The organism is Neobacillus niacini, assembly GCF_000759675.1.
Classification (GTDB): Bacteria; Bacillota; Bacilli; order Bacillales; family Cytobacillaceae; genus Neobacillus; species Neobacillus niacini_A.
Genome location: NZ_BAWM01000152.1, coordinates 375,019 through 392,759 on the forward strand (window position 1 = coordinate 375,019; position 17,741 = coordinate 392,759).

At 36.3% G+C, this 17,741-nt stretch carries 17 protein-coding genes; 4 read left to right on the forward strand and 13 right to left on the reverse strand.

What is annotated here, in order from left to right; all coding sequences use genetic code 11:
- Positions 1-49: 49 nt before the first annotated feature.
- The 8 genes from TR08_RS28280 to TR08_RS28315 all read right to left on the reverse strand — a co-directional run bounded on the left by TR08_RS28280 (position 50) and on the right by TR08_RS28315 (position 7,619).
- Positions 50-1,045 carry an ABC transporter substrate-binding protein gene (locus TR08_RS28280; RefSeq protein WP_045523948.1) on the reverse strand — a complete coding sequence of 332 codons (996 nt, stop codon included), beginning with the start codon at positions 1,043-1,045 and terminating at the stop codon, positions 50-52.
- 805 nt (positions 1,046-1,850) lie between these two features.
- Entirely contained in the window at positions 1,851-2,219 is a 369-nt protein-coding gene (gene mnhG, locus TR08_RS28285; protein WP_045523949.1) for a monovalent cation/H(+) antiporter subunit G, read from the reverse strand.
- A complete protein-coding gene (locus TR08_RS28290; RefSeq protein ID WP_370576428.1) occupies positions 2,203-2,439 on the reverse strand; it encodes a Na(+)/H(+) antiporter subunit F1 in 237 nt (78 codons plus the stop codon). Before TR08_RS28290 ends, mnhG begins: the two co-directional genes overlap by 17 nt.
- Before the next feature lie 47 nt (positions 2,440-2,486).
- On the reverse strand, positions 2,487-2,963 hold the full coding sequence (locus tag TR08_RS28295) for a Na+/H+ antiporter subunit E (protein ID WP_045523952.1): 477 nt from the start codon (positions 2,961-2,963) through the stop codon (positions 2,487-2,489).
- 7 nt (positions 2,964-2,970) lie between these two features.
- Positions 2,971-4,458 carry a Na+/H+ antiporter subunit D gene (locus TR08_RS28300; protein WP_045523954.1) on the reverse strand — a complete coding sequence of 496 codons (1,488 nt, stop codon included), beginning with the start codon at positions 4,456-4,458 and terminating at the stop codon, positions 2,971-2,973.
- Positions 4,451-4,792: a Na(+)/H(+) antiporter subunit C gene (locus tag TR08_RS28305; RefSeq protein WP_045523955.1), complete on the reverse strand. Its 342-nt coding sequence runs from the start codon at positions 4,790-4,792 to the stop codon at positions 4,451-4,453. Before TR08_RS28305 ends, TR08_RS28300 begins: the two co-directional genes overlap by 8 nt.
- Entirely contained in the window at positions 4,792-5,217 is a 426-nt protein-coding gene (locus TR08_RS28310; protein WP_045523956.1) for a Na(+)/H(+) antiporter subunit B, read from the reverse strand. Before TR08_RS28310 ends, TR08_RS28305 begins: the two co-directional genes overlap by 1 nt.
- On the reverse strand, positions 5,214-7,619 hold the full coding sequence (locus TR08_RS28315) for a Na+/H+ antiporter subunit A (RefSeq protein ID WP_045523959.1): 2,406 nt from the start codon (positions 7,617-7,619) through the stop codon (positions 5,214-5,216). The genes TR08_RS28310 and TR08_RS28315 overlap by 4 nt, the downstream gene beginning before the upstream one ends.
- A 444-nt stretch (positions 7,620-8,063) precedes the next feature.
- Here TR08_RS28315 and TR08_RS28320 point away from each other — a divergent pair, with 444 nt between their 5' ends.
- Entirely contained in the window at positions 8,064-8,540 is a 477-nt protein-coding gene (locus TR08_RS28320) for a hypothetical protein (RefSeq protein WP_045523962.1), read from the forward strand.
- Positions 8,541-8,583: 43 nt separating this feature from the next.
- On the opposite strand, the gene TR08_RS28325 is transcribed toward TR08_RS28320, so the two are convergent.
- Both TR08_RS28325 and TR08_RS28330 read right to left on the reverse strand, forming a co-directional pair.
- Positions 8,584-9,114: an HD domain-containing protein gene (locus TR08_RS28325; RefSeq protein ID WP_045523964.1), complete on the reverse strand. Its 531-nt coding sequence runs from the start codon at positions 9,112-9,114 to the stop codon at positions 8,584-8,586.
- Between the two features lie 153 nt (positions 9,115-9,267).
- Positions 9,268-11,316, reverse strand: a complete 2,049-nt coding sequence (locus TR08_RS28330; protein WP_081954683.1) for an LTA synthase family protein — start codon at positions 11,314-11,316, stop codon at positions 9,268-9,270.
- A 459-nt stretch (positions 11,317-11,775) separates the two neighbouring features.
- Between TR08_RS28330 and TR08_RS28335 the strand changes: the two genes are divergently transcribed.
- A complete protein-coding gene (locus tag TR08_RS28335; protein ID WP_045523965.1) occupies positions 11,776-11,955 on the forward strand; it encodes an H-type small acid-soluble spore protein in 180 nt (59 codons plus the stop codon).
- Between the two features lie 61 nt (positions 11,956-12,016).
- Here the strand turns inward: TR08_RS28335 and TR08_RS32900 are convergent, their stop codons facing one another.
- Positions 12,017-12,169 carry a hypothetical protein gene (locus tag TR08_RS32900; protein WP_193747869.1) on the reverse strand — a complete coding sequence of 51 codons (153 nt, stop codon included), beginning with the start codon at positions 12,167-12,169 and terminating at the stop codon, positions 12,017-12,019.
- A gap of 57 nt (positions 12,170-12,226) precedes the next feature.
- The gene (locus tag TR08_RS28340; protein ID WP_045523966.1) at positions 12,227-13,387 is read right to left on the reverse strand and encodes an acyl-CoA dehydrogenase family protein; all 1,161 of its coding nucleotides are present in this window, start codon (positions 13,385-13,387) and stop codon (positions 12,227-12,229) included.
- Positions 13,388-13,683: 296 nt separating this feature from the next.
- On the opposite strand from TR08_RS28340, the gene TR08_RS28345 reads away from it, so the two are divergent.
- Complete coding sequence (locus tag TR08_RS28345) at positions 13,684-15,186, forward strand: nitrate/nitrite transporter (protein WP_045523968.1); 1,503 nt, start codon at positions 13,684-13,686, stop codon at positions 15,184-15,186.
- Positions 15,187-15,400: 214 nt separating this feature from the next.
- On the forward strand, positions 15,401-16,702 hold the full coding sequence (locus tag TR08_RS28350; RefSeq protein WP_045523970.1) for an MFS transporter: 1,302 nt from the start codon (positions 15,401-15,403) through the stop codon (positions 16,700-16,702).
- 119 nt (positions 16,703-16,821) lie between these two features.
- Here the strand turns inward: TR08_RS28350 and TR08_RS28355 are convergent, their stop codons facing one another.
- A complete protein-coding gene (locus tag TR08_RS28355) occupies positions 16,822-17,610 on the reverse strand; it encodes a 3D domain-containing protein (RefSeq protein WP_045523971.1) in 789 nt (262 codons plus the stop codon).
- Positions 17,611-17,741 lie beyond the last annotated feature (131 nt).

A 17,741-nucleotide genomic window follows, 5' to 3' on the forward strand; every position in this document is an offset into this window, starting at 1 on the left:
TATGAAGGAGTCAACCATTTTAGCGGCTGACTCCTAGCAATACCTATTGTTATTCGCCTTCGTAAAATTCTCCAAGGTCTTTCCATTCATCTTTAACCTCAAGCCCCTGTGCTTCTGCAGCTTGTTTGTTAATGACAAGTGTTAAACTCTTTGGTAATTCTACTGGAATTTCTGAAGCCTTTTTATTTCCACTTAGGATTTCAGCAGCCATTAAACCAGATTGATAGCCAAGATCAAAATAATCGAAACCGCTCGCTGCCACTGCACCTTTTTTCATCGAATCTAGCTCGCCTACGAACAACGGAATTTTTTTGCTGTTTGCAACCGAAATAACAGACTCAAGAGCAGAGACTACCGTATTATCTGTAGGAATATAGATAGCATCAACACGACCTACTAAGGATTCAGCAGCCTGTTTCACTTCAGCAGATGTAGAAACAGATACTTCTACAAGCTTAGTACCCTTGCCTTCTGCTAATTCCTTCACCTCTTCCACTTGAACAACAGAGTTTTGTTCGCCAGAATTATAGATAACACCAATTTCCTTTGCTTTTACCTCTTCTGTTATAAAGTTAATTGTTTTCGCAGTACCATCCGGATGATTATCCGTTGTACCGGTAATATTTTCACCAGGCTGGTCAAGTGCCTTTACTAATCCAGAACCCACTGGATCTGTAACCGAAGTAAAGATGATTGGAATTTCCTTCGTTGCATTCAGTGCACTGGTTGCACTTGGCGTAGCATTTGCAAAAATAAGATCCACCTTATCCCCAACAAAATTATCAGCGATTGTTTTTACATTGTTCAGGTCCGCTTGTGCATTTTGTTCGTCATATTCAACTTTAATGCCTTTTTCCTCTAACGCCTTTTTAAATCCTTCTGTTGCTGCATCCAATGAAGGGTGGGCTGCAAACTGGGTGATACCAACTTTAAATACCTTATCCCCCTCTTTTTCCGTTCCTCCCGCTGATTCCTTACTGCCGCAGCCTGCAAGCATCATCATCCCTGCTAAAGCAAAGGACAATACTTTTACGCGCTTTTTCATTGTTACATCCCCCTGTTACCCATTTTTTAATTTTCCAAAAATTTATTATATTATAAAAGTTATTCTAGTATTTTTACGTACTAAAAGTCAATAGAATTACTTAAAATTATTTTTCCGCTTTAAAGCGACAAATTTCTCCACCACCTATCAGCAAGTCTTTTCTCGTCAAAAAACAGAAAAAGCCCTCGATTTCCACGAGAGCTTTTCTGTATCTACATTTATCTACGAATCTTGCGTTTGATCTAATAGTTTATCAATTTCTATTTTTTTTAGTTTCTTTGTGGTTTTCTCAGATGTTAGATTTGCCGTTGATTCTAGTAGTTTATCGATATCAATTATTATAGTTCCCATATCTAACCTCCATAGTTTTTTATTTACCAAATGATTCGTACGAAAAGGGACAATTGTGGGGGTTTTAAAAAAGATAACCAAAAAGAACTAGCCCAATTCTATTTGTTAGTATAGGTATGATAATATTCACTATTTATTCGTATTTTAAAATGTTATGTGAAATTAATCGTGAGATTGGGGGACGCTTGTTTAATTAATTTTGCAAGGGGATGTATATGTACCAATCGATTGCATGGCACACTAGGTATATGCTTCTTAAAACGAACCATCCTGTCGTCCAGATGAACAACTAGATGGTTGTTTTTTCAATTTTCGTACAAACTAATCCTAAATGGGAGGTGTATGTACAAAATAAAAATAAAAATCGTGGTAAGTTCTTCTATAACAAGAAAACACATTAACTCTTATTTAAAAAATGTTCCAAGCACAAAGTGGAACACTCTTTATTCTCATATTAATCTACAGATGATTTCTCCATTATTTTTTTATTATATTCTTTTAAGTCGTCTCTTACACTTTTATCCCAAAGTTTGACTCCTGAATTATAGGCTGCCCTGTTAATTAAATGACCAGAAATTGGGGAAGTCATAAAAAGGAAGATAATGCCTAAGATAAGCCTGGAATTAAAATGACCTTCAAGTGCATAAAAGTATAGAAAAGTTCCCAATAGAATAGACATTACCCCTAATGTAGCAGCTTTTGAGGCGGCGTGGTTTCTTGTATAAACATCTGGGAGCCTAATCACTCCAATAGTGGCAATAAGGCAAAGCAGGGATCCAACTAAGATAAAAAATCCAATGAGAAAATCAAAGATTACGTTCACGTTCGATAATAGCCCCCTTTTCCAAATACTTAGCAAACGCCACTGTACCGATAAAGGCAAGAATACCAAGCAAAAGAATGATTTCGAGAAAAGCATAGGATTGTAAAACGACTGAAATCAATGCTGTAATCGCAATCAGATTCACACCAATCGCATCTAATGCAATCACTCGGTCAGGTACACTAGGACCCTTTATGACCCGATAAATTAATCCAAGCATTGAAATGGAGCAGACTAACAACGCTAATCGAATAATGATTTCAAGCATTACCTGCTCACCTCCAAAATCGCTTTTTCAAAGGAATTCTTAATACTGTTAATTTCAGCCTCAACTTCCCCAATATTCATCGCATGAATAAAAAGCGTCTTATTATCCTCTGATACATCAATCACCAATGTACCTGGAGTTAAGGTAATTAAACTTGAGAGAAGAGTGATTTGCCAATCCTTCGTTAGTTCCGTGTCCATTGCAAAAATAGCTGGCCTCATATCTAATGTAGGTTTTAAAACAATTTTTACAATTGCTACATTTGACAAAATTAGTTCCTTAATAAAAATAAAGATCAGCTTTATAAAGGACCATAATCTAAATAAATAAAAACGGCTATGGAAGTAACGTCTAAGCACAAATATAACAAGGAGTCCAAAAATATAGCCTTTTACAAAACTAATGGGATCGTAGGAAACCTTAATAAACATCCATAAAAAGGCTAACACCACATTCAATAAAATTTGAAATGCCAAAACTTTTTCACTCCTTTAAGACTGCATTAATATAGATATTGGGATCTAATAAGGTCTCGGCTGCCTGAGAAATATACGGCAATATGGATTCAGAACCAATTCCGTAAAGCGCTGAAATCACTACCAACATAACAGGAGCAATAAGCAATCGTTTTACAGGTGCTTTTTCCTCTACACCGTAAGTGCGGTCCTTTCCCCAAAAACCGTTAATAAAGATTTTCATAACAGAAAAAAGAACGAGTAAACTGGACATCAAGATAATGAAAGCTCCTATAAAGCTCTCTCCCTCAAATCCGCCTTGCACAATTAGGAGCTTTCCAACAAATCCACTCAACGGCGGAATTCCTGCAAGAGCTAATGCAGCAATAAAGAATGTCCAGCCAAGACCTGGATAACGGTTAATAAGCCCGCTGATCTTTCTTAAATTACTTGTCCCAGTAATCGAAATGACCACCCCTATTAGCAGAAATAAAGCTGCTTTAATAATCATATCGTGAACCAAATAGTAAACAGCGCCTGAAATGGAAGCTGTGTTCATGACAGACACCCCATACAAGATAACTCCTACAGCTACGATGATATTATAAATAATGATGTTCTTCATATCCCAGTAAGCAATCGCACCAATAACACCGAAAACAATCGACAGAATCGCTAAAATGGAAAGTAGACCAAACGTATCCATATCATGATAAAAGAAAAGTGTATAGGTTCTTGTAATCGAATAAACTCCTACTTTAGTCAATAAAGCTCCGAAAAGAGCTAAAACAGGGGCAGGTGGTGCGTAATAGGATCCCGGCATCCAAAAGTAGAGTGGGAAAATCGCTCCTTTTAAACCAAAAACAATTAAGAACATGACAGCAATAACCGTTAAAATCCCTGGCATCCCATTTACGCTAATTTCATTAATTCGAGATGAAATATGAGCCATATTTAACGTACCAACGACAGAATATAAATAAGCAACTGCAATAACAAATAAGGCAGATGAAATGACATTCACAAGCAGATACTTAATCGATTCTCTTAGTTGTATCTTTGTTCCTCCAAGTACTAGCAAAACATAGGAAGACATAAGCATAACTTCAAAAAACACAAATAAGTTAAAGATATCTCCTGTTGTAAAAGCTCCATTTACTCCTACTATTAAAAAGTTAAAAACAGCATAGTAGTAATATTTTTCACGTTCATGTCCGATCGATTTAAAGGAGTATATTAAACAAAAAAACGCAACAATACTTGTCGTTAGCACTAATAGTGCAGAAAACATGTCAGATACTAACGTAATCCCAAATGGAGCATCCCAGCTACTAACATTTAGGGATTGGACCCCTTCCGTCCGTACCTTTTGGATAATGAACCAAGCAGCAATAATTGTACAGATTGAAGAAATCGTTGAAACAACCCGCTGAGCCGTGATTCTTTGATTTAGAAAAATTAAAATTGCCCCAGTAATTAAGGGGATTAATATAGGTAAAATGATTAAGTTAGTCATCTTTCTCTGTTCCCCTCATTTCTTCTATATTATCTGTCCCCAGCTCTTGATAAGCTCGATAAGCCAAGACTAAGAAAAAGGCTGTCACACCAAAGCTGATTACAATGGCGGTTAAAATTAATGCCTGTGGCAGTGGATCTGTATAGCTTTCTGCATTACCCCCTAAAATAGGAGCAGCTCCTCGTTTCAAACCACCCATCGTAAGAATAAGGAGATGAGCACCATGGCTTAATAGTCCAGTACCGACGATAATACGTAATAGACTTTTTGAAAGCATTAAATAGGTGGCGGTCATAAATAAAATTCCAATTACAAATGCCATTAAGATTTCCATTATTCATCCTCCCCTATCGTTTGAATAATGGTCATAGTCACTCCAACAACAACAAGGTAAACTCCTAAATCAAAAAGCGTTGCTGTATGAAGAGATACTTCACCAAGAATCGGTAATTGAACATCGCCAAATGCATGCGTTAAAAACGGAACATCAAAGAAGAGTGAACCCGCACTTGTTCCAATTGCAAATAGCAGCCCAATCCCCGTAAGAATTCGGTAGTTTACTGGCAAAATTTTCTCAACTGTTTTGATATCATAAGTAATTAATAGCAGAACAATTGCCCCGGCTGTCATTAGCCCTCCTATAAACCCTCCACCGGGATAATAATGGCCAGCTGTAAAAATATAGACTGAATACAGGACAATAAAGAAAAGAAGAACTTTTATGGCTGTTTCAAGTATGATATTGTTTGTTTTTCTCATCCTTCTTTCCTCCTGTTCAATCTTAATTTGATCATGCCAAAGATTCCTAAAGAAGCAATGGCCAATACTGTAATTTCAAAGAGCGTATCAAAGCCGCGAAAATCCACTAGAATAACGTTAACCATGTTTTTGCCCGCAGCCTCTTTATACGTATTCTCCACATAATACTGCGATATAGAATCAAATAGCTTACTGCTATGAGCTGAAAGTGCGATTAAGGTTACAACTGCACCTACTCCAATAGAGATGAGAGCATTCGTAAGTTTAAAGCTCATTCTGGTCTCAAACTTCCTTAATTTAGGTAAATGATAGAAGCACACCAAGAATAACGCGACAGAAATGGTTTCAATAACAAGCTGAGTTAAAGCTAAATCAGGTGCTCTAAATAGTACATAAAATAAAGAAACCGTATACCCAACAGCACCAAGTAGGATGATCGAAGTCATTCTTGATTTAGCAAAAAGAATGCAAATGGATCCCAAAACGACAAAAATGGCTAAGATGACTTCATACACTCCTATCGAGGATACATTGCTTGTATCGAACGTAATGGCATTCTTTCCAATTAGAGTGGTTGCAAGAATAAAAATAAAGAAGGCAAATACATAAACTAGATACGATCGAATGGATCCATTCATATAGGATTTTGTAAACGTATAGGAGCCTGATTGTACCCCTTCTATTAAGAAGTCATAAAATCGATTTAGAGCAAGCTTCTCTGGAATACTCTTATAGATTGGTTTCCATCTAGAAAGTGTTTGATAAAGAAATACTCCTAAAATAATTACCCCAAGTGTCATAAATAGTTCAATGTTAATTCCATGCCAGAAGGAAATGTGAACCTTAAATTCTTCCCCCGCACCTAGTAGACTTGGAAGAATCGAAGCCATAGCTGGCGAGATAAGACTGTCCGATAAAAGGTTTGGGAAAAAACCGAAAATGATCACAAGTGAAACTAATATAGCCGGTGAAATCAGTAATCCAATTGAAGCTTCATGTGGTATTTTTTCAAGTTTTTCTGGCTGATATTTACCGGTGAATGTTTTAAAAACAAGAATCATGCTATATACAAATGTAAAGATACTGGCAATCCAAGCAAACACTGGAAATAAAATCCCCCAGGTTTCCAGATTAAATATATCCATTTCGGTTACATGAACCATCGCTGTAAAGAACATCTCTTTACTTAAGAAGCCATTAAATGGAGGAAGTCCTGCCATTGAGAATGCACCAATAATTGATATAGTAAACGTGATCGGCATAAAATGGATTAATCCACCCAATTTACGAATATCCCTTGTTCCTGTTTCATGGTCGACGATTCCAGCTACCATGAACAAGCTTCCTTTAAAGGTTGCATGGTTGATTAAATGGAAAATAGCCGCTGTTACTGCAACCGTAAAGATGTTTTCATCCAAAAATTTATAATGATGTGCCGCCGCTCCGGCACCAAGCAATGACATGATAAGTCCTAATTGACTGACAGTAGAAAAGGCTAAAATCGCCTTTAAATCAGTTTGTTTCACCGCGAATACTGAACCCCATATCATGGTCAGTATTCCGACACCAGTTACTAGCCAGAACCAAAGATAATGTTCTCCGAACACCGGAGTAAAACGTGCCACCAAATAGATTCCTGCCTTCACCATCGTTGCCGAGTGTAAGTAAGCACTCACTGGCGTAGGAGCTTCCATGGCATCCGGAAGCCAAATATAAAATGGAAATTGGGCAGATTTTGTAAATGCACCAAGTAAAATACAAAGTAATGCAGGCACAAATAATGCGTGGTTAAAAATATCATTGGCTTGAGACATCAATTCTGTGAAACTAAAGGTTCCAGTCATAATATATAGAAGGATGAATCCTCCTAGCATGGCGAGTCCGCCAAATACCGTGATGAGCATTGATTTTTGTGCACCATAACGTGACTTATCTCGCTCGTACCAGTAACCAATCAATAGAAAGGATGAAAAGCTCGTTAGCTCCCAAAATGCATACATCACAATTAAGTTATCCGATAAGACAACTCCAAGCATGGCACCCATGAAGAGCAGTAAATATACATAAAAGTGATTGAGCTTTTCTTTATTCTTTGCTAAATAATAGATGGAATAAAGAACAACTAATGCCCCAATCCCGGTTATTAATAGGGAAAATAAAAGGCCAAGTCCATCAACTTTTACGGTAAAATTTATTCCTAAAGACGGGATCCAGTTAATAATTTTAATTAATGATTTCCCACTCATTGTTATCGGCAAGATAGAGAGAAAATAAACGAACAATAAAATAGGTAAAGGCAGCACAAACCACCCTGTATGAATTCGACGAAATATTTTGTAAAATAGCGGAATAAAAATAGAAACGATCAATGGTGCTAATATCGCCAAGTGTAGAGAAGACAAAACAAAACCTCCTTATTTCTGAGCTACCAACCCTTTTGGTTATCAGCTAATTTATAGTTTTTAAATTTAATTCTTACTATTATTCCACCTCTAGATTCATTTCATTTGTTTGCATTTTCGAAAATACAAAAAGAGCCTGTTACCAAAGGGCATAGTAATCCCTTGGTGACAGACTCCTCCAAAAAACAATTTAATTCAATTATCATCATTGTAATATATTTTAAACTATTATTCAAATCTTCATTAATCTCACTTTATTATTTTATTAAACACTTTCTATATAAAAATTGTATTATTGAAATTTGTGAACTTCGTCCAAGCTTCGGTTATTAATTCAGAATGGTGCTTTAGGCAATTAGCTAAAGCAATTTTTAAATAAAAAGTTGTATATTCAGTTAAACTATCTGTATGATAGTTACATTACGAAAAATTTTGGAGGCACATATGCTTACTTTTAATGAAAAATTAGCCATTATTGAATCATTTCCTGAACTAGAGCGAAAAGACGTCTCACTTAAACGTGTTAATTTCCAGCTGCCAAACAGCGCATCTGACAAAAAAAATGTGGTCTATCATCTTCATCCAAATGGAAACGGATTTGTTTATGCAGGGAACTTACATTCCTATCAAACAGATGACAAAGGAATGGTTAATATCCGTGACTTTTCTGCGGATGAATTAAAGAAATTGATTAAGGAGTCGATTGAATCTTTATTACCTGTAGAAAAGTCAATTGCAGAAGAAGCCATTATTGGTAATCAGGTTGAAGAACGCTGGGTCGACGAGGAAAAAAATCATCTTATCTTAATCAATGAAAATGATACGTGGAATATTTACTTTGGGTTAAACCTTGAAGAAAGCTTCGATACTTACGGTGAAGCCGAAGAGTTTTTAAGTGAGGAAGGATTTCACAGAGTTTAGTACATAAATTATTCAAGCTGTGCATAAAGCACAGCTTTTTTATTTAATCAAGCTCAGCCACTTTAGCTAGTTCTGTATCAATCCAGTCATCTAAACGGATAATGCTCTGTTTTGCCCGATCATATTCGATTGTTCGATAATGGTGCATTCCACCCTTTTCCTCGTCTTTCTCATCCGCCCATTTAACAATTTGCTGTAGAGGTGTGCGAACAATATCGTTTGATGGTAAAAAGGAATCCGTATGAAACAAAATCGCTAACGCAATCGTCTTTGCCTTTATAGGATTTTCACCAAGACGGATTAATAACTTGTGTGCTCTCTCCGCCCCCTTGATCGGGTGAATGTCATTTTGTTTATACAATTCATAATCCCATTTCCCATTTTTGTACCAGGTGTAATGCCCCATATCATGTAAAAGCCCCGCCTTTGCCGCAGTATCGGTATCCAGTTGATGTTCTTTGGCTAAATGAAAGGCATGATAGGCAACAGCAATTGCATGGGCTATTCCAGATCGATTCAAGTATTTTTGTGCAATATGATGTTCAAATATGTTAATTAACCTTACATCCCTCATATCAATCTCCTCCACACCATGCAACATGCATTTTTTTTACTATTCATTATATTATAAACATAATTCTAAAGCTACATGTTTATTCACTTAAACGAATAAAAAAAGAAGCTTTCATTAGCAATGAAAGCCCCTCTTTACTTTTATATTCACTAATTATTCATTTGCAGTTTCAGTATTATTTATACTCTCAGTTTCTGTCCCGGTTTCACTTGTACCTTCTGTACTATTTGTATTTTCAGTACCAGTTGTACCTTCGGTGTCTTTAACCTCTTTTTTACCTTTTGGAGCTAAGTATTCGAAGTCATTAGGATTAATAGGAGTATAACCCTCAGGTTGGTAGAATCGTAAAAGGTCTTTATAAACAATTTCATCTGACATTTGAAGCTCTGCAGCTGCTTTATCTGAAATTTCCTTACATGCGTCAGTACCTTCGAGTAATTCTCCTGTTTCGTTACTGTAGCATTTACCTTTTACCTGAACAATTTCAGGTGAGACGAAATCACCATTTCTAAATAAAGCCCAATTCCGGTGGTCCGGTGATAATAAATCAGAACCAAGCTCCATATAGTCTTTCGTATCAATTCCTAATAAGTGAAGGATTGTTGATCGAACGTCTGCCTGACCACCATATTTCTGCTGAATTCCACCCTTTACTCCTGGTACATGAATAAATAAAGGAACACGTTGCAAGCCAGCGTTCAAAGTCGGAGTGATTTCCTCAACACCGAGTACTTTCGCCATTGCCTCGTTGTGATTTTCAGAAATACCGTAATGATCCCCGTACATCACAATCACTGTATTATCGTATAATCCTGAGGACTTTAGATCATTAAAGAACTGTTCAATGGCTTCATCCATATAGTGCGCTGCTTGAAAATACTGGTCGACCACTTTATCCCCAGTATCGCCAGCAGGAAACTCTGTATCCTCTGGGTCCATTTCAAACGGAAAATGGTTAGAAAGGGTTAAAAACTTCGTATAGAACGGCTGTGGTAAGCTCTCAAGCAATGGCATTGATTCAGTAAAGAATGGCTTATCCTTTAAACCGTAATTCTTTGTATTTTCATCTGTCATATTGTAATATTCCGCGTCAAAAAACTGATCATATCCTAACGCTTTGTACATAACGTTGCGGTTCCAGAACGTTTTATAGTTTCCATGGAACGAAGCGGAATAATAACCATTACCTTTTAGAATGGCTGGCATTGCATGGTAGGTATTTTGCGCTTTATTGACGAAAACAGCTCCTTGAGCCATTGGGTATAATCCATTTTCCATCAAGAATTCTGCGTCAGAGGTCTTACCTTGACCGGTTTGATGAAAGAAGTTTTCAAAGTAAAAAGCTTCATTCCCATGTACTAAGGAATTTAAGAATGGAGTTACTTCCTGTCCGTCCGGCATCTTATAATCGATTGCAAAGCTTTGAAGTGATTCCATCGCAACATAGATTACGTTCATTCCTTTTGCTTTACCAAAATACTCAGGATTAGGTGCTGCGAAATTCGCTTTACGGTAGTTCTCAACATCCGTAATATCACTGCTATCCGCAAGTGCTCGTTGACCTGATGATTTAATATTTTGAATAACGTCATAAATGGTAAAGTTATAGGCACCTAAATATTTGACTAAGTAATTTCTGTCAAATGAACGGCTTAAAAGCTGTGGACGATCCTTTTCTGCTAATCCAAGATTAAATAAGAATACAGTGACAGCAAACAACATGACCACTTTAAATGACTTTTTATTCTCCACTGTCGTCTTCTTAAATACGGTAAGGGACAGGGCAATTAAAATAAAGAAATCCAAGAAATATAAGAAATCAAATGGAGACATTAATGAAAGAGCACTATCTCCAAGCTGTCCCGCATTTGTTTTCGTCGACATTAATACCGGAACCGTAATAAAATCGCTAAAGAATCTGTAATATGCAATATTGGCGTACAATAAGAACGACAAAATAAAATTCGTGATAATAATTACTAATTTCATACGCTTTTTAAATAGTAATGCTAAACCAAAAAAGAAAAGCGCTGAACTTAATGGATTAATAAACAAAAGGAATTTTTGTAGGTTATTATCAATTCCTAGTGTAAATTCTATTTGATAAGCAGCATATGTTTTTAGCCAGAATAAAACAACGGCAATAGCAAAGAAAGCAATCGATCCATTATTTTTTATTTTAGGTAGTCTAATCTTTTTCATTTCTAATTCTCCTCTCACTTACCAATAAACTTCGGTAAACGAACCTCAATTACTATATCACATTTCTAAAAAAATAAAAACAAAACCTTTTCCATTAATAACCAATTTTTTGTCAATTTTCACTATATTTAGCTGGTAAACTAACATTCTCGTAAGCTTGGTCAATTTCATCGGAAAGCTCAAAATTAATTTCTCAATGCTCTCGGATGATTAGAACTTCTTTATATAAGACGATGGGAAGCTCATTAAGTTTCATTTTTTTTTATGAGGAATCTTTTTCTAAGTAATCATAAACCTGAAATATAGGGTGTGCAATATGATTTTAGTCTTATCTTTTACAGAATATAAAACAAGCTCCCCTTTTAGAACTATTTATAGAAGAGAGTAGTTTCAAAACTAATGAATGAAAACCCACTTGATGGAAAAAATAAAATGACAATTTTATGAGGAGTGAAAAAAATGAATGTGAATCGTGTAAAGCAAATTCTATCGACTACTGCAGATATTGAAGTCAAATATAATGGAGCTTCCGTATGGATTGATCAATTAAATGAAGATGGAAGAACTGCAACTGTTCATTTGAGAGGCCCTCTTGAAGAACGAACGATCGTTGAAATTGGGGAACTTATTGAAGAGTAAAAATACCTCCACCTTTTCTCATAAAGGTGGAGGTATTTTTATGGGGCAGGGAAATTTCCGCCTAAATCATGTCTTCGTTTTCCTTATCTATGTCACTTGGCTGAGGTTCAATCTGTTGATCCAAACCTTTACTTAGGACCTCTCTTGTATTCGTTCCTACGTCTACTGTGGTATTAGACTTAGGAAGCTGGCTTAATTCCTTTCCTCTTGGCATTGTCTTCACCCCTTATAGTTAAAGTGTTCAAGGTGAAGTAAATTTAATCAAAAAATATTACTTTGTTTTACGTAAACCTTTAATGGCGTTGTTTGCTAGGAGTTGGATGGTCATATCGTCCATTGGCGGGTTGTGAAGGCCTGCTCTTACATCTCGATAGTATCGCTGCAAAGGATTTTTCAATGATAAACTTCTTGCCCCTACTAATCTCATTGCCAAATCCACTACTGTGATTGCATTATTTGTAACTGTTAATTTGGCAGCTCCAAGGATTGGTCCCATTACTCCTCTGCCCTGATCATCAGAATCATCCCATTGTTTTGCAACAGAATGTAAAAAATACTCTGACTCCATCAGCTTCAATTCCATTTCTCCAATTTTTTGTCGAACGTTTGGTAAATCAATGATCGTACCTTCGACACTATTTGGAGAATATTCTAAAGCAAATTCAATCGCATATTTCTTTGCAGCTTTTGCAATTCCAAGATAACAAGCTGGTATATGAAGAAGCCAGCCACTCGCTTTTTTCCCCTCAATCCCAATTTGTTCAACAAAGTATTCTTTAGGTACGGATACATTTTGCATGATTAAATCATGACTTCCTGTCCCTCTTAAGGCAATACTATCCCACGTTTCTTCTATAGCCAAACCTTTTGAGTTTCTAGGGATTAGGAAGTTCCCTACTTGATTACTTTCAGTTAGTGATGCACTAACAATAAAATAATCTAAAACGGGAGCCATGGTGGTAAATGTTTTTCTACCATTTATAATCCAATTATCTCCTTCTTTATATGCGGTTGTTTCAGGTCTTCCACCGCGGGTTGGGCTTCCTGTTCGTGGCTCTGTTGCTGCACTATTAATTAATGAACCATTTTTAACGTCTTCACAGATTTTTTTAAAAATAGTATCATTCCATGAATTTTTTTCTGAGAGGTTTTTGATAATTCCCATATGCCAGCCAATGGATAGCGCAGTTGCACCATCCCCCTCAGCAATTATTTCTTGTAAACGAAGTAAGTCATATAAAGCAATTTCTTTTCCCCCATACTTCTTGGGAACAGTTAACGAGGTATAACCGGTATCTTTTAAATTTTGAATATTTTCAAATGGAAAACTTCCCTCAATATCAACCTGATGTGCTCTTGATAAAAATTTTTGTGAAAGCTTGTTCATTAAATCAAACTGTTCTTCCAATGAGTCTTTTTCTAGAAAATTCATAAGTATTCCTCCTATCCTATTGATAGTTTAGGACCAAATATAATTATTTAGATTTCTTATTTAATTAATGATTGAATTTAATATGATAATACACGAATAAGGAGCTATTTTCCATTTTAACAAGAAATATTACTATATTAGTAGTTTTGTGTCATAACTCACTGTTAATTATAGAAAATTGTTCTATAATACACTAAGAAAAATTTACCGATATGTTGCATTTGCACCAAAAAATTTTCGATTGTATAGCTGTTTTATGGCAATACTACTCTTAGTGGAAATGAAGGGGGATCGGAATGTCTCAAGCTGCAAAACAATTATATCTTCAAACAACAAGCCTTGTTGCTGGTTTTATGGTCTGGGTGCTTATTTCATCACTCATGCCTTACATTCAAGCAGATATAAAGCTATCATCAACTCAAATTTCTTGGGCTACGGCTGTACCTGTCATCCTTGGATCTTTATTAAGAGTTCCAATTGGTTATTGGACAAATCGGTTTGGTGCTAGAACATTATTTTCGATTAGCTTTATTATTTTATTGTTACCAATAGGAATATTAAGTATCGCTAACTCCTTACTTATGTTAATCTTGGCCGGATTATTGCTCGGTATTGGGGGAGCAGTTTTTTCTATTGGTGTAACCTCGCTGCCTAAATATTACCCAAAAGAAAAACATGGATTTATTAATGGAATTTATGGTGCCGGTAATATTGGTACTGCCATTACTTCTTTCGCTGCCCCAGTCTTAGCAAATACATTTGGATGGCGAACGACCGTTCAAATATTCCTTATTGTGGTCTTAGTATTTGCCATCTTAAATTTCTTCATCGGTGACAAAAAGGAAAGAAAAATTAATAATTCATTATCTAATCAGATTAATGAAGTTTATAAAAATCAAAAGTTATGGTTTTTAAGTTTATTTTATTTCATCACCTTTGGTTCGTTTGTTGCCTTCACCATTTATTTACCTTCTTTCCTCGTTAACCATTTTGATTTAGAGAAGGTGGATGCGGGTTTTCGGACTGCAGGATTTATTGCATTAGCGACAGTATTTCGGCCAATTGGAGGATGGCTAGGAGATAAGTTTAATCCCTTTCTTATACTAGTAGGTGTATTTTCTGGACTTACCTTCGCAGGGTTTCTTTTGTCTTTTACACCGTCTCTTCCTATTTATTCTTTTGGCTGTTTATTTGTAGCCATATGTGCTGGGACGGGTAACGGGACGATTTTTAAATTGGTTCCATTATATTTTACGAAGCAGGCTGGGATAGTAAATGGAATTGTCTCTGCCATGGGAGGACTTGGAGGCTTTTTCCCGCCAATCATTTTGACCATCCTCTTTAATTGGACTGGGCATTATGCCATAGGCTTCATGGCGTTATCGGAGTTTTCACTAGCAAGTACCATATTAGTCGTCTGGCTCTATTATCAGGAAAAGCTGGAAATTTCCGCAAAAATTGTCCAACATGCTACTGATGGAATAACCGTTACCGATAAAAATGGCATCATTCAAAGTGTGAATCCTGCTTTTACAAAAATTACTGGATACACAATGGATGAAGTGATCGGAAAAACACCAAGTGTACTTCAATCTGGGGAACACGATAATGCATTTTATAAGAAGATGTGGGATAGTTTGTTAACAGCGGGCTACTGGGAAGGATTTATTTGGAACAAACGAAAAAACCAAGAAACCTATCGGGAATGGTTAACGATTACAGCCATTCGCGATGACAGTGGGGATATAAAAAATTATGTTGCCCTGTTTCATGAAGTCGATGAGGAAAAGAAATCTTAACTTTAAGACCTTCTTCGGAGGGTCTATTTTTTTCCAAAGAAGTGCATATTTAGCGTAAGTTATTACAACTTTTTGTCTTTTACCCCAAGTTCACAGTTCCTTCACTATTTTTGTGACGTACGTCACAAATATCATGTTACTATCTGTTTTATAGTGAAAACATAAAGAACATCCACTGAAAAAAAATGAAAGTGGATTTAGGGGAGAGATAAAAATGGCACGAATTAATTATTGGAATCCTGAGGATGAAAAGTTTTGGAATGCAGAAGGGAAAAAACACGCTAAGCGTAATCTATGGATTTCGGTTCCATCCTTAATGCTAGCATTTATTGTTTGGCAGATTTGGTCTGTGGTTGCAGTAAGACTCAATGATATTGGCTTTACGTTTACAGATGAACAATTATTTACTTTAGCAGCGATCCCAGGTCTTGTCGGTGCAACCCTTCGATTTGTTTATACCTTTGCTGTCGGTTCATTAGGAGGGAAAAACTGGACAGTCATTTCAACAGCTGTTTTAGCGATTCCTGCAATTGGAATTGGGATTGCTGTTCAAAACCCTGACACACCATTTTCGATTATGTTATTGTTAGCAGCACTTTGCGGTCTTGGTGGAGGTAACTTTTCTTCCTCATCAGCAAATATTAGCTTCTTCTTTCCGAAAAAAGAAAAAGGAACAGCTTTAGGTATTAACGGCGGTTTAGGTAACATGGGAGTCTCGGTCGTACAATTTGTTACACCATTAATCGTTACAACTGGGGCTTTTGCTTTTGCAGGTAAGGGTCAAGTATTAGCAAATGGGCAACAAGTATGGTTACAAAATGCAGCATTCATCTGGGTAATCCCGATCGTGATTATGACATTACTTGCCTACTTCAAAATGGATAACGTACCAGGTGCTAAACAATCTGTAGCAGATCAATTTGTTATCGTTAAACGTAAACACACATGGATTATGACAGCACTTTATGTGGCAACATTCGGTTCATTCATTGGCTATTCAGCGGCATTCCCACTTTTATTAAAATCACAGTTTCCTGAATACATCTCACTTGCCTTCCTTGGTGCTCTAGTAGCAGCAGCTGCAAGACCGGTTGGCGGCTGGTTGGGAGACAAATTTGGCGGTGCGAGAGTTACGGCATATGTAATTGTCGCAATGACGATTGGAGCTTTAGGCGTTATTTACTTCTTAAATCTTAAACAGTTTGCTGGTTTCTTAGCTTCATTCTTAGTTCTTTTCCTAGCGTCAGGTATTGGTTCAGGGTCAACCTTCCAAATGATTCCAACCATTTTTATTCCAAAAGAAGCTGCACCAGTTATTGGTTTCTCAGCAGCATTTGCAGCCTATGGTTCCTTCCTGATTCCTAAGCTTTTTGGATGGTCTGTTGAAACATCTGGTTCATACGTAACAGCATTCTATATCTTTATTGGCTTCTACGTCATTGCCTTTGCACTTAACTATTTCTACTACCAAAGAAAAACAACGGAGGATAAACAAATGGTAAAACAAGCCGGATAATACCCGGCTTGTTTTTTATATAACTTTTGGCTGAGTTATATACAAATCAATTTGCTTAAGCAATCCTATAATTTTTTTTATACCTAAATAAACAGAAAACCCGCCTTAGAAAAGGCAGGTTAGTTTAATATTTTTACTTCTACTTGTTGTTTTCCCCAGTTAATGGCGTCCTGTTTTTCAGGAATAAATACATCAATTCGATTTCCTTTAATCGCACCGCCTGTATCTGCAGCAACCGCATAGCCATAACCTTCGACATAAACTTCTGTTCCTAGAGGAATCACAGATGGGTCAACTGAAATCACTTTTTTATCAGGGTTATCTTTTAAATTAACTCCTGTTGCCGTAATCCCTGAACATCCTTCACAAGAAGCTGTGTATGCAGTCGCAGTAACGGTAATTTCCTTTGTTGCTTCTACACTAGCTGCTGTGGCGTTTTCCACTACAGGTTCTTCAATAGCTGGTTCAGCAGCTTCAACAGCTTGACCTTCATTTGACAGTTCAGGTTTTTCGGCTAAAATCATTTCATTATCTGCAAGTATTTCAGATTCTACTTCTTTACTTTCGCTGTCGTTGACAATGATTAATTCTTCACCTGGATGAATGATATTAGTGTTTAAGTCGTTCCACTCTTTTATATCTTCAATTGATACATCATTAGTAATCGCGATATCCGATAATGTATCATTTGGTTTTACCGTGTAGTTTTCTTCCTTTGGAACAACTTGTTCCACTTTAGGTTGCTCCATTGTTATATCTAATGGTTTTATAACTTTCTCTTTTTCAGTCGAAATGTTATTCTTCTTTTTTGGATCCTCATTTTTATCAACAATCTCCGCTGCCAATACATTAGCACCTACAGTTACAGAAAGAGCAGCAACTGCAATGAATGTTTTAAATTTATTCATTATGTGTGTACCTCCTGTTTTCTCTCGAAGCTAACTAGTGTCCATCTTATCATGGAAAGTTCGAAAACAAAGAACAGGGAGATGTTATTTGGTTTACACCTTTATTAAGTATATTACGATAGTATTTCTAA